Source organism: Streptomyces zhaozhouensis (assembly GCF_900230195.1).
GTDB classification, from domain to species: Bacteria; Actinomycetota; Actinomycetes; order Streptomycetales; family Streptomycetaceae; genus Streptomyces; species Streptomyces zhaozhouensis.
Genome location: NZ_OCNE01000003.1, coordinates 39222 through 51919, shown reverse-complemented (window position 1 = coordinate 51919; position 12698 = coordinate 39222). Strand labels below are relative to the sequence as shown.

11 protein-coding genes are annotated in these 12698 nt (G+C 73.6%); all 11 read left to right on the top strand.

The window, feature by feature from the left end:
- Positions 1-54: 54 nt before the first annotated feature.
- Positions 55-1059: an aspartate carbamoyltransferase catalytic subunit gene (locus CRP51_RS06045; protein ID WP_097229974.1), complete on the top strand. Its 1005-nt coding sequence runs from the start codon at positions 55-57 to the stop codon at positions 1057-1059.
- Positions 1056-2351, top strand: a complete 1296-nt coding sequence (locus tag CRP51_RS06040; RefSeq protein ID WP_097229973.1) for a dihydroorotase — start codon at positions 1056-1058, stop codon at positions 2349-2351. The genes CRP51_RS06045 and CRP51_RS06040 overlap by 4 nt, the downstream gene beginning before the upstream one ends.
- Positions 2348-2968: a PH-like domain-containing protein gene (locus CRP51_RS06035; RefSeq protein WP_097229972.1), complete on the top strand. Its 621-nt coding sequence runs from the start codon at positions 2348-2350 to the stop codon at positions 2966-2968. Before CRP51_RS06040 ends, CRP51_RS06035 begins: the two co-directional genes overlap by 4 nt.
- Positions 2965-4110: a glutamine-hydrolyzing carbamoyl-phosphate synthase small subunit gene (gene carA / locus CRP51_RS06030; protein WP_097229971.1), complete on the top strand. Its 1146-nt coding sequence runs from the start codon at positions 2965-2967 to the stop codon at positions 4108-4110. The genes CRP51_RS06035 and carA overlap by 4 nt, the downstream gene beginning before the upstream one ends.
- A complete protein-coding gene (gene carB / locus CRP51_RS06025) occupies positions 4103-7423 on the top strand; it encodes a carbamoyl-phosphate synthase large subunit (RefSeq protein ID WP_097229970.1) in 3321 nt (1106 codons plus the stop codon). The genes carA and carB overlap by 8 nt, the downstream gene beginning before the upstream one ends.
- Positions 7420-8559 (top strand): quinone-dependent dihydroorotate dehydrogenase, encoded by a 1140-nt coding sequence (locus tag CRP51_RS06020; RefSeq protein ID WP_097229969.1) that lies wholly within the window; start codon positions 7420-7422, stop codon positions 8557-8559. Before carB ends, CRP51_RS06020 begins: the two co-directional genes overlap by 4 nt.
- Positions 8556-9419, top strand: a complete 864-nt coding sequence (gene pyrF / locus CRP51_RS06015) for an orotidine-5'-phosphate decarboxylase (protein ID WP_281259635.1) — start codon at positions 8556-8558, stop codon at positions 9417-9419. The genes CRP51_RS06020 and pyrF overlap by 4 nt, the downstream gene beginning before the upstream one ends.
- Before the next feature lie 340 nt (positions 9420-9759).
- Positions 9760-10077, top strand: coding sequence for an integration host factor (locus tag CRP51_RS06010; RefSeq protein WP_097229968.1), 318 nt, complete (start codon positions 9760-9762; stop codon positions 10075-10077).
- 280 nt (positions 10078-10357) lie between these two features.
- Positions 10358-10909, top strand: coding sequence for a guanylate kinase (gene gmk / locus CRP51_RS06005; RefSeq protein ID WP_097229967.1), 552 nt, complete (start codon positions 10358-10360; stop codon positions 10907-10909).
- A gap of 59 nt (positions 10910-10968) precedes the next feature.
- The gene (gene rpoZ / locus CRP51_RS06000) at positions 10969-11241 is read left to right on the top strand and encodes a DNA-directed RNA polymerase subunit omega (RefSeq protein ID WP_097229966.1); all 273 of its coding nucleotides are present in this window, start codon (positions 10969-10971) and stop codon (positions 11239-11241) included.
- Positions 11242-11403: 162 nt separating this feature from the next.
- Positions 11404-12615, top strand: a complete 1212-nt coding sequence (gene coaBC, locus CRP51_RS05995) for a bifunctional phosphopantothenoylcysteine decarboxylase/phosphopantothenate--cysteine ligase CoaBC (RefSeq protein WP_097229965.1) — start codon at positions 11404-11406, stop codon at positions 12613-12615.
- The last annotated feature ends 83 nt before the right edge of the window (positions 12616-12698 follow it).

The following is a 12698-nucleotide window of genomic DNA, read 5'->3' as shown; positions in this document are numbered from 1 at the left end:
GACTCCCACCCCGCACACCCGGCACCCTCCTGCCTCCAGGAAGGCACACCCACGATGAAGCACCACCTCATCTCGGCCGCCGACCTCACCCGCGACGACGCCGTGCTGATCCTCGACACCGCCGAGGAGCTGTCCCGCGTCGCCGGCCGGCCGATCAAGAAACTCCCCACGCTGCGCGGCCGCACGGTGGTCAACCTGTTCTTCGAGGACTCCACCAGGACCCGCATCTCCTTCGAGGCCGCGGCCAAGCGGCTCTCCGCCGACGTCATCAACTTCTCGGCCAAGGGCTCCTCGGTCTCCAAGGGCGAGTCCCTGAAGGACACGGCGCTCACCCTCCAGGCCATGGGCGCCGACGCCGTCGTCATCCGCCACCACGACTCCGGCGCCCCCCACCGCCTGGCCACCTCGGGCTGGATCGGCGGCCACGTGGTCAACGCGGGCGACGGCACCCACGAGCACCCGACGCAGGCGCTGCTGGACGCGTTCGCGCTGCGCCGCCGGCTGGCCGGCGGCGAGCCGGGCGCCGACCTCGCCGGCCGGCGCGTCACCATCGTCGGCGACATCCTGCACAGCCGGGTCGCGCGCTCCAACGTGCGGCTGCTGACCACGCTGGGCGCCGAGGTCACCGTCGTCGCCCCGCCGACGCTGGTGCCGGTCGGTGTCGAGCGGTGGCCGTGCGCCGTCTCCTACGACCTGGACGCGGTGCTGCCCGACTCCGACGCGGTGATGATGCTGCGCGTCCAGCGGGAGCGGATGAACGCGGCGTACTTCCCCACCGAGCGGGAGTACGCCCGCCGTTACGGCCTCGACGGGGAGCGGATGGCGCGGATGCCGGAGCACGCCGTCGTGATGCACCCCGGCCCGATGAACCGCGGCATGGAGATCACCGCGGAGGTCGCCGACTCCCCGCGCTGCACCGTCGTGGAGCAGGTCTCCGCCGGCGTCGACGTGCGGATGGCGGTCCTGTACCTGCTGCTGGGCGGCGCGGGCCCCGGCGACGAAGAACCGAAGGGCGCCACGCCGCGCGGCGCCGAAGCGACACAAGGGAAGCGAGCATGAGCGACACCCAGCGGACGCTGATCCGAGGCGCCAGGCTCCTCGGCGGGCCGGCACGGGACGTGCTGATCGACGGCGAGACCGTCGCCGAGGTGGGCGACGGCCTGACCGCCGAGGGCGCCACCGTGGTCGAGGCCGAGGGCCGCGTGCTGCTGCCCGGCCTCGTCGACCTCCACACGCATTTGCGGGAGCCGGGCCGGGAGGACTCCGAGACGGTGCTCACCGGCACCAGGGCGGCGGCCTCCGGCGGCTTCACGGCCGTGCACGCCATGGCCAACACCTTCCCCGTCGCCGACACCGCGGGCGTCGTCGAGCAGGTCTGGCGGCTCGGCCGCGCCTCCGGCTACTGCGACGTGCAGCCCGTCGGCGCCGTCACCGTCGGCCTCGGCGGCAAGCAACTGGCCGAGCTGGGCGCGATGCACGAGTCGGCCGCCGGCGTCGTCGTCTTCTCCGACGACGGCAAGTGCGTGGACGACGCGGTGATCATGCGGCGCGCGCTGGAGTACGTGAAGGCGTTCGACGGCGTGATCGCCCAGCACGCCCAGGAGCCACGGCTGACCGAGGGCGCCCAGATGAACGAGGGCGTCGTCTCCGCCGAGCTGGGGCTGGCCGGCTGGCCGGCCGTCGCCGAGGAGTCGATCATCGCCAGGGACGTGCTGCTCGCCGCGCACGTCGGCTCCCGGGTGCACGTCTGCCACCTCTCCACGGCCGGCTCCGTCGAGCTGGTGCGCTGGGCCAAGTCCAAGGGCTGGCGGGTCACCGCCGAGGTCACCCCGCACCACCTGCTGCTCACCGACGAGCTGGTGCGTTCCTACGACCCGGTCTACAAGGTCAACCCGCCGCTCCGCACCGAGCAGGACGTCCTCGCGCTGCGCGAGGCGCTCGCCGACGGCACCATCGACTGCGTCGCCACCGACCACGCCCCCCACCCGCACGAGGACAAGGACTGCGAGTGGGGCGCGGCCGCCATGGGGATGGTCGGCCTGGAGACCGCGCTGTCGGTGGTGCAGCACACCATGGTCGACACCGGGCTGCTCGACTGGTCGCAGGTGGCCGACCGGATGTCCACCCGCCCCGCCGCCATCGGCCGGCTGCCCGGGCACGGCCGTCCGGTCGCCGCCGGCGAGCCGGCGAACCTGACGCTCCTGGACCCGGCGCACCGCGCCCCCGTCGAGCCGGGGGCCTTCGCCTCCCGCAGCCGCAACAGCCCCTACCGTGGCCTGGAACTCCCCGGCCGGGTCACCGACACCTGGCTGCGCGGCCGGGCCACGCTGCGGAACGGAGCCCTGGTATGACCCCCGGAGCAACCCTGCTGGTCACGCTCGCCGCCGAGGACGGGGAGCGGCGCTCGCAGCCGGTCACCGACTGGGCCGAGCGCATCGGCTGGGTCATCGGCCTGCTGCTGCTGGTCGTCCTCGTCTACTGGCTGATGCGGCAGGGCTGGAAGTGGCGCGCCACCCTCCAGAGCGACCTGCCGGAGCCCGAGCCGCTGCCGGCCGAGCCGGGCGCGTCTCGGCTGTCGTTCACCGGCCGCTACCACGGCTCGACCGTCGCCGGCCAGTGGCTGGAGCGGATCGTCGCCCACGGACTCGGCGTGCGCAGCCGCGCCGAGGTCGCCCTGACCGAGCGGGGCGTCCGGGTCGCCAGGCCCGGTGCCGGCGACTTCCTGATCCCGGCCGAGGACGTGCTCGGCGCCCGCCTCGACAAGGGCATCGCGGGCAAGGTCCTCACCGAGGGCGGCCTGCTGGTGATCACCTGGCGGCTGGGCGAGCGGGTACTCGACTCTGGCTTCCGCTCCGACCGGGCGTCCGAGCACGCCGCCTGGGTCGAGGCCCTCGGCCACCACCACCCGAACCCGCCGGCCGACGTCGCCCGGCCCTCGCAGACGAACCAACCGGAGGGCGCACGATGAACGCCATCACCCGGCCCGGCGGAAGGACCCCCGCCGAGCTGGTCCTGGAGGACGGCCGGGTCTTCACCGGCCTGGCGTACGGCGCGGTGGGCGAGACCCACGGCGAGGCCGTCTTCTCCACCGGCATGACCGGCTACCAGGAGACCCTGACCGACCCGTCCTACCATCGCCAGATCGTCGTCATGACCGCCCCGCACGTCGGCAACACCGGCGTCAACGACGAGGACCCCGAGTCCCGCCGGATCTGGGTCGCCGGCTATGTGGTGCGCGACCCGGCCCGCGCGCCGTCCAACTGGCGTTCGCGCCGGGGCCTGGACGAGGAGCTGGCCACCCAGGGCATCGTCGGCATCCAGGGCGTCGACACCCGTGCCCTCACCCGCCACCTGCGGGAACGCGGCGCGATGCGGTGCGGGATCTTCTCCGGCGACGCGCTCGCCGAGGGGCCGGCGGCCCGGCTGGAGCGGGTCCGTTCCGCGCCCGCCATGGTCGGCGCGCCGCTCTTCGACGAGGTCGCCACCGAGGAGCCCTACGTCGTGGAGGCCGTCGGGCCCCGGCGGTTCACGGTGGCCGCCGTCGACCTCGGTATCAAGGGCATGACCCCCCGGCGGATGGCCGAGCGCGGCGTCGAGGTGCACGTGCTGCCCGCCACCGCCGACCTGGAGACGGTCTACGCGGCCCGGCCCGACGGGGTGTTCTTCTCCAACGGCCCCGGCGACCCGGGCACCGCCGACCACCCGGTCGAACTGATGCGCGGCGTGCTGGAGCGCGGCACCCCGCTCTTCGGGATCTGCCTGGGCAACCAGGTCTTCGGCCGCGCCCTCGGCTTCCCCACCTACAAGCTCAAGTACGGCCACCGGGGCATCAACCAGCCGGTCAAGGACCTGTCCACCGGCCGGGTCGAGGTCACCGCGCACAACCACGGCTTCGCCGTCGACGCACCGCTGGACGCGACGGCGAAGACCCCGTTCGGCCCCGCCGAGGTCTCCCATGTCTGCCTCAACGACAACGTGGTCGAGGGGCTGCGGCTGGTGGATCGGCCCGCCTTCAGCGTGCAGTACCACCCGGAGGCGGCCGCCGGGCCGCACGACGCCGCCTATCTCTTCGACCGCTTCGTCTCCCTGATGGAGGACCAGCGTGCCTAAGCGCACCGACATCGAGTCCGTCCTGGTCATCGGCTCCGGCCCGATCGTCATCGGCCAGGCGGCCGAGTTCGACTACTCGGGCACCCAGGCGTGCCGCGTGCTGCGGGCCGAGGGGCTGCGGGTCGTGCTGGTCAACTCCAACCCGGCGACGATCATGACCGACCCCGAGATCGCCGACGCGACCTACGTCGAGCCCATCACCCCCGAGTACGTCGAGAAGATCATCGCCAAGGAGCGCCCCGACGCGCTGCTGGCCACCCTCGGCGGCCAGACCGCGCTCAACACCGCCGTCGCGCTGCACCGCGACGGCATCCTGGAGCGCTACGGCGTGGAGCTGATCGGCGCCAACGTCGAGGCCATCCACAAGGGCGAGGACCGCGAGCGGTTCAAGGACGTGGTCGCCGCCGTGCGCGAGCGCACCGGGCACGGCGAGTCCGCCCGTTCGGTGATCTGCCACAGCATGGACGAGGTGCTGGCCGGGGTCGAGGGGCTCGGCGGCTACCCGGTGGTGGTCCGCCCGTCGTTCACCATGGGCGGCGCCGGCTCCGGGTTCGCCTACGACGAGGACGAGCTGCGGCGCATCGCCGGCCAGGGCCTCGCGCTCTCGCCGACCACCGAGGTGCTCCTGGAGGAGTCCATCCTCGGCTGGAAGGAGTACGAGCTGGAGCTGATGCGGGACCGCAACGACAACGTGGTGGTCGTCTGCTCCATCGAGAACCTGGACCCGATGGGCGTGCACACCGGCGACTCCATCACCGTCGCGCCCGCGATGACGCTGACCGACCGCGAGTACCAGGTGCTGCGGGACATCGGCATCGCCGTCATCCGCGAGGTCGGCGTCGACACCGGCGGCTGCAACATCCAGTTCGCGGTGAACCCGGACGACGGACGCGTCGTCGTCATCGAGATGAACCCCCGGGTCTCCCGCTCCTCCGCGCTGGCGTCCAAGGCGACCGGCTTCCCGATCGCGAAGATCGCCGCCCGGCTCGCCGTCGGCTACACCCTCGACGAGATCCCCAACGACATCACCCGGGAGACCCCCGCCTCCTTCGAGCCGACGCTCGACTACGTGGTGGTCAAGGTCCCCAGGTTCGCCTTCGAAAAGTTCCCCGCTGCCGACGCCACGCTGACGACCACCATGAAGTCCGTCGGCGAGGCCATGGCCATCGGCCGGAACTTCGCCGAGGCGCTCAACAAGGCGCTGCGCTCCGTGGAGAAGAAGGACGCGCCCTTCGACTTCACCGGCGCGCCCGCGCCCGACGAGGACCGGGAGCGGCTGCTGCGGCTGGCCGCCACCCCCACCGACGGGCGGCTCGGCACCGTGATGCGCGCCATCCGCGCCGGCGCCACCCCCGAGGAGGTCTTCGCGGCCACGCGCATCGACCCCTGGTTCGTCGACCAGCTCTTCCTCATCAGGGAGATCGCCGACGAGCTGCGCGACGCCGAGAGACTCGACCCGGCACTGCTCCTCCACGCCAAGCGGCACGGCTTCTCCGACGCCCAGATCGCCGGCATCAGGGGCCTGAGCGAGGACGTGGTGCGCGAGGTGCGGCACGCGCTGGGCGTGCGTCCGGTCTACAAGACCGTCGACACCTGCGCCGCCGAGTTCGCCGCCCGCACCCCCTACCTCTACTCCTCCTACGACGAGGAGAGCGAGGTCGCCCCGCGCGAACGCCCCGCCGTGATCATCCTGGGCTCCGGGCCCAACCGCATCGGCCAGGGCATCGAGTTCGACTACTCCTGCGTCCACGCCTGCTTCGCGCTCAGCGACGCCGGCTACGAGACGGTCATGGTCAACTGCAACCCCGAGACCGTCTCCACCGACTACGACACCTCCGACCGGCTCTACTTCGAGCCGCTCACCCTGGAGGACGTCCTGGAGATCGTGCACGCCGAGACCCTGGCCGGCCCCGTCGCCGGCGTCCTGGTCCAGCTCGGCGGCCAGACCCCGCTCGGGCTGGCCCAGGCGCTCAAGGACAACGGCGTGCCGGTGGTCGGCACCTCGCCCGAGGCGATCAACCTGGCCGAGGAGCGCGGCCACTTCGGCCGGGTGCTGGCCGAGGCCGGGCTGCCCGCGCCCAAGTACGGGACGGCGTTCTCCTTCGAGGAGGCCAGCGCCATCGCCGCCGGCATCGGCTACCCGGTGATGGTCCGCCCCAGCTACGTGCTGGGCGGCCGGGGGATGCGGATCGTCTACGACGAGACCGCGCTGGAGGAGTACCTGCGCCACCACGCCGGGCTGATCTCCGAACACCCGGTGCTGATCGACCGGTTCCTCGACGACGCCATCGAGATCGACGTCGACGCCCTCTACGACGGCCGGGAACTGTACCTGGGCGGCGTGATGGAGCACATCGAGGAGGCCGGCATCCACTCCGGCGACTCGGCCTGCGCCCTCCCGCCGATCACCCTCGGCGGCCACGACATCAAGCGGCTGCGCGCCTCGACCGAGGCCATCGCCAGGGGAGTCGGGGTCCGCGGTCTGATCAACATCCAGTTCGCGCTCTCCGGCGACATCCTCTACGTGCTGGAGGCCAACCCCCGCGCCTCCCGCACCGTTCCGTTCACCTCCAAGGCCACGGCGGTGCCGCTGGCCAAGGCCGCCGCCCGGATCTCGCTCGGCGCGACCGTCGCCGAGCTGCGCGCCGAGGGGATGCTCCCGGCCGAGGGCGACGGGGGGACGCTGCCGCTGGACGCGCCGATCTCCGTCAAGGAGGCCGTGCTGCCCTGGGCCAGGTTCCGCGACGTGCACGGGCGCGGCGTGGACACCGTCCTCGGCCCCGAGATGCGGTCGACCGGCGAGGTGATGGGCGTGGACTCGGTCTTCGGCACCGCCTACGCCAAGTCCCAGGCCGGCGCCTACGGCGCGCTGCCGCTGCGCGGTCGCGCCTTCGTCTCGGTCGCCAACCGCGACAAGCGCGCCGTGGTCTTCCCCGCGCGCGCCCTGCTGGAGCACGGCTTCGAGCTGCTGGCCACCTCGGGCACCGCCGAGGTGCTGCGGCGCAACGGCATCGACTGCACCGTGGTCCGCAAGCAGGGCGAGGGCACCGGGCCCGAGGGCGAGCCGACCGTCGTCCAGCTGATCCACGACGGACAGGTCGACCTCATCGTCAACACCCCCTTCGGCACCGGCGGCCGGCTCGACGGCTACGACATCCGCACCGCGGCCGTCGCCCGCGGCGTGCCCTGCCTGACCACCGTGCAGGCGCTGGCCGCCGCGGTGCAGGGGATCGACGCGCTGCTGCGGGACGACGTGGGCGTCGCCTCGCTCCAGGAGCACGCCCAGAAGCTGATCGCGGCGCGCACCCGATGAGCGCCGCACGCGACCCGCGCGACCACCGTCTCTACCGGCTGGCCTACCGCACGGTGCTGCGTCGGATCGACGCGGAGCGCGCCCACCACGGCGCGTTCGCGTTGATCCGGCTCGCGGCGCGCGTCCCCGGGCTGCGCGCCGCCGTCGCCGCCCGCTTCGCGCCCCCGCACCCGGCCCTGGCCGTCGAGGCGCTGGGGATGCGGCTGCCGGGACCGTTCGGCCTGGCCGCCGGCTTCGACAAGAACGCGGTGGGCGTCCGCGGCCTGGCGCTGCTCGGCTTCGACTTCGTCGAGATCGGCACCGTCACCGGCCAGCCGCAGCCCGGCAACCCCACGCCGCGGCTCTTCCGGGTGCCCACCGACCGCGCGCTGGTCAACCGGATGGGCTTCAACAACGAGGGCTCGGCGGCCGTCGCCGCGCGTCTCGCCGCCCTCGGCTCCGACCGCCCCGCGCTCGGCGTCAACATCGGCAAGACCAAGGCCGTCCCCGAATCGGATGCCGTCCAGGACTACGTCACCAGCACCGAACGCCTGGCGCGCCATGCCGACTATCTGGTCGTCAATGTCTCCTCGCCCAACACCCCGGGACTGCGCGACCTCCAGGCCACCAGCCGGCTGCGTCCGCTGCTGACGGCGGTCCGCGAGGCGGCCGACCGCTCCGTTCCCGACCGGAGGGTGCCGCTGCTGGTGAAGATCGCGCCCGACCTCGCCGACGAGGACCTGGACCAGGTCGCCGACCTGGCCGTCGCGTTGGGCCTGGACGGGATCATCGCCACCAACACCACCGTCTCCCGCGAGGGCCTGCGTGCCCGCCCCGAGGCGGTCGCCGCCCTCGGCGCCGGCGGCCTCTCGGGCGCCCCGCTGCGGGAGCGTTCGCTCGCCGTGCTCCGCCGGCTCTACGCCCGGGTCGGCGACCGCGTCACCCTGATCGGCGTCGGCGGTGTGGAGAACGCCGACGACGTGTGGGAGCGCGTGCTCGCCGGCGCCACCCTGGTCCAGGGCTACAGCGGCTTCGTCTACGCGGGACCCGGCTGGACCAGCGCTCTCCACCGGGGCCTGGCCCGGCGGTTGGCGGCCAGCCCGCACACCACACTCGCCGACGCCGTCGGCGCGGACGTGAGGAGTTCCCACCCGTGACCGACGCCGCGCCGAACGCCCCCGTCCCGCCGCCGGCCCCGTTCGGCGCCCGGCTGCGCCACGCCATGGACCGGCGCGGCCCGCTCTGCGTCGGCATCGACCCGCACCCCGAGCTGCTGGCGGCCTGGGGGCTGGACGACGACGCCTCGGGGCTCGCCCGTTTCACCGACACCGTGGTGGCGGCACTCGCCGACCGGGTCGCGGTGCTGAAGCCGCAGTCCGCCTTCTACGAACGCCACGGCGCGCGCGGGGCCGCCGTGCTGGAACGCGCCGTCGCCGACGCCAGGTCGGCCGGGGCGCTGGTGTTGCTGGACGTCAAGCGCGGCGACATCGGCTCGACCGTCACGGCGTACGCCGGCGCGTACTTCGGCGCGGGCGCCCCGCTGCGCTGCGACGCGGTGACCCTCGCGCCCTATCTGGGCTACGAGTCGCTGCGCCCCGCGCTGGAGCGCGCCCGCGCGGACGGCGCCGGGGCGTTCGTGCTGGCCCGCACCTCCAACCCGGAGGGCGCCGAGCCGCAGACCGCCCGCACCGCGTCGGGCGTGCCGCTGGCCCAGTCGGTGCTGGACCGGCTCGCGCGGGAGAACGCGGGCGCCGAGCCCTGGGGCTCCTTCGGCGCGGTGGTCGGCGCGACGAACCGGGACTCATCCCTCGAACTGACCATCAACGGCCCCCTCCTGGCGCCCGGCCTCGGCGCGCAGGGCGCTACCGCCGACGACCTGCCCCGGGTCTTCGGCGCCGCGCTCGGCCAGGTGCTGCCCTCGGCGAGCCGCTCGGTGCTGCGCGAGGGCCCCTCGGAGGCCGGCCTGCGCGCGGCGGCCGAGCGCGAGGCGGCGGCGGTGGCCCGGGTCCTCGGTTGACCCGGGCCCGCCCGGCGGGGCGCGAACGGGACGGAACGGGCAGGCCGGAGCCGCGCCACCGGTCGTCGGCGGTGCTCCGAGGTCAACGAGCAAGCCGCCGAAACGTTCCTGAGAGCGTCAACTCCACCGAGAACCGTGGGCATATGTCCGACATGTCGCCGAAGCTCCATAGCTGACCTGGACTTTTTGTCGATTCTCCCTGACTTATTGCCGTCCCGGCCGCTAGTCTCCGTCGAGAGCGGAGCAGCCGAGCGCGTTGCTCGTTGCTCCGCTGGTGAAGGGCCACTAGGTTCCTCACCGTTCCGTATCCGACCAGTTCGACACCCGAGGTGACGTAGGCGTGGCTCTTCCGCCCCTTACCCCTGAACAGCGCGCAGCCGCGCTTGAGAAGGCCGCCGCGGCTCGCCGGGAGCGCGCCGAGGTCAAGAATCGGCTCAAGCACTCCGGCGCCTCCCTGCAAGAGGTCATCAAGCAGGGCCAGGAGAACGACGTGATCGGCAAGATGAAGGTGAGCGCCCTTCTTGAGTCGATGCCCGGCGTCGGCAAGGTCCGCGCCCGCCAGATCATGGAGCGGCTCGGCATCTCCGAGAGCCGCCGGGTCCGCGGGCTCGGCTCCAACCAGATCGCGTCCCTGGAGCGCGAGTTCGGCAGCGCGTAGGTCGCGCGTCCTCCGGTTCCTCGTGGTTCCCCCGGACGTCGTCCGGGGGGCCCTCCGCCCCGGTACCGCGCCCGGGGCCGCGATCCGGTTCCTCCGGGCCCGGCGGGTTCGGGGACGCACCGTGTCGTCGCGGGGGGCCGCCCGGCCGTGTGGCCGGTGAGGTCGCGCGCCGACCCACGAGGATCCCGACGACGCGCCCGGTCCTCCCGCCCCCGCGGATCGCTCCGCGCCCGGTGACGGGATTTTCCTCAGCGGCGCGGGAAGCGGGATAATCGTCGGTATGACCGATCGTTCGCGACTGACCGTGCTCTCCGGCCCCTCGGGGGTCGGCAAGAGCACGGTCGTCGCTCACATGCGCAAGGCTCACCCGGAGGTGTGGCTGTCCGTCTCCGCCACCACCCGCCATCCGCGGCCCGGGGAGCGGCACGGCACCCACTACTACTTCGTCGGCGACGAGGAGTTCGACAAGCTGGTCGCCAACGGCGAGCTGCTGGAGTGGGCCGAGTTCGCGGGGAACCGCTACGGCACGCCGCGCCTCCCCGTCGTCGAGCGGCTGGAGGCCGGGGAGCCGGTGCTCCTGGAGATCGACCTCCAGGGCGCCAGACTCGTCAGGGAGTCCATGCCGGACGCCCGGCTGGTCTTCCTCGCCCCGCCCAGCTGGGAGGAGCTGGTCCGCCGGCTCACCGGCCGGGGCACCGAGGCGCCCGAGGTCGTCGAGCGCCGGCTGGCCGTCGCCAGGACCGAGCTGGCGGCCGAGACGGAGTTCGACGTGACGCTTGTCAACACCTCCGTCGAGGAGGTCTCCGCCGAGCTGCTAGCCTTGATTCGCTGATCCCGGGGGCCGCGCCGTCCAGCGGCCGAGGTCCCCCGAAACCCACCGGAAGGCAGAGCGTGTCCTCTTCCATCACCACGCCCGAGGGCATCATCAACCCGCCGATCGACGAGCTGCTTGAGGCGACCGACTCCAAGTACAGCCTGGTGATCTACGCGGCCAAGCGCGCCCGCCAGATCAACGCGTACTACTCACAGCTGGGCGAGGGCCTGCTGGAGTACGTCGGTCCGCTGGTGGACACCCACGTCCACGAGAAGCCGCTGTCCATCTCGCTCCGCGAGATCAACGCCGGTCTGCTCACCTCCGAGGCCATCGAGGGCGCCACCGACTAGGCCCTGTCCGGGCGATCTTCTTCGGGTCCGCCCACGCGTGACGCGCACGGATCCCCGCGCCCCCGGAGCTCCGGGGGCGCGGGGATCCGTGCGCGTGGCCCGCCCGTGCGCAGGCGCGGGCTTGCCGGGGCTCTCCGGGACACTCAGGAAAGGGGACAGGCCATGGGTCGGCCCGAGGTCGTACTGGGCGTGGGCGGCGGCATCGCCGCGTACAAGGCGTGTGAGCTGCTGCGCCTGTTCACCGAGTCGGGACACGCGGTCCGGGTGGTGCCCACCGCCTCCGCGCTGCGTTTCGTCGGCGCCCCCACCTGGGCGGCGCTCTCCGGGCGTCCCGTCCACACCGAGGTCTGGGACGACGTGGCCGAGGTGCCGCACGTGCGGATCGGCCGCGAGGCCGATCTCGTGGTGATCGCGCCCGCCACCGCCGACCTGCTGGCCAGGGCGGCCACCGGGCGCGCCGACGACCTGCTGACCAACGTGCTGCTGACCACCCGCGCCCCCGTCGTGTTCGCCCCCGCCATGCACACCGAGATGTGGGAGCACCCGGCGACCGTCGACAACGTCGCCACCCTGCGGGAGCGCGGCGCCCTGGTCGTCGAGCCGGCCGTCGGCCGGCTGACCGGCGCCGACACCGGCAAGGGCCGGCTGCCCGACCCGGCCGCGCTCTTCGAGGTGGCCCGCCGGGTGCTGGCGCGGGGGACCGCCGCCGGGGCCCCCGACCTGGCCGGCCGTCGCGTGGTGATCAGCGCCGGCGGCACCAGGGAGCCGCTGGACCCGGTGCGGTATCTGGGCAACCACTCCTCGGGCAAGCAGGGCTACGCCCTGGCCCGCACCGCACAGGCCAGGGGCGCCGAGGTCACCCTGGTCGCCGCGAACACCGCGCTGCCGGAGCCCGCGGGCGTCCGGGTGGAACGCGTGGGCAGCGCCGGGGAGTTGCGCGCCGCGATGCGCCGGGAGGCCGCCGAGGCCGACGTGCTGGTGATGGCCGCCGCCGTCGCGGACTTCCGGCCGGCCAGGACCGTCGAGCAGAAGATCAAGAAGCGCGACGGCGTCGAGCCGGACCCGATCGCGCTGGTGCGCAACCCCGACATCCTGGCCGAGCTGTCCGCCGAGCGCCGCCCCGGGCAGGTGGTCGTCGGCTTCGCCGCCGAGACGGAGAACGTGCTGGCCGGCGGGCGCGCCAAGCTCGCCCGCAAGGGCTGCGACCTGCTGGTGGTCAACGAGGTCGGCGGCGGGCTCGCCTTCGGCACCGACGAGAACGAGGCGGTCATCCTGGACGCGGACGGCGGCGAGACCCCCGTTCCGCTCGGGCCCAAGGAAGCCCTCGCCGATCTGCTCTGGGACGCCGTGCTGCGCCGCCTGGCGACGCGCTGAACGCCGGCCGGGGGCGTGCCCCCCGGCGCCCGCCGGCGTGTCCGCCGGCGGGCACGCCCGGGATGCGCGCCGGAATCCCTTCG

Bases quoted from the DNA above. Each gene is read 5' to 3' on its own strand.
- CRP51_RS06045 (WP_097229974.1), top strand. From the start codon at position 55: ATGAAGCACCACCTCATCTCGGCCGCCGACCTCACCCGCGACGACGCC.
- CRP51_RS06040 (WP_097229973.1), top strand. From the start codon at position 1,056: ATGAGCGACACCCAGCGGACGCTGATCCGAGGCGCCAGGCTCCTCGGC.
- CRP51_RS06035 (WP_097229972.1), top strand. From the start codon at position 2,348: ATGACCCCCGGAGCAACCCTGCTGGTCACGCTCGCCGCCGAGGACGGG.
- carA (WP_097229971.1), top strand. From the start codon at position 2,965: ATGAACGCCATCACCCGGCCCGGCGGAAGGACCCCCGCCGAGCTGGTC.
- CRP51_RS06020 (WP_097229969.1), top strand. From the start codon at position 7,420: ATGAGCGCCGCACGCGACCCGCGCGACCACCGTCTCTACCGGCTGGCC.
- gmk (WP_097229967.1), top strand. From the start codon at position 10,358: ATGACCGATCGTTCGCGACTGACCGTGCTCTCCGGCCCCTCGGGGGTC.
- coaBC (WP_097229965.1), top strand. From the start codon at position 11,404: ATGGGTCGGCCCGAGGTCGTACTGGGCGTGGGCGGCGGCATCGCCGCG.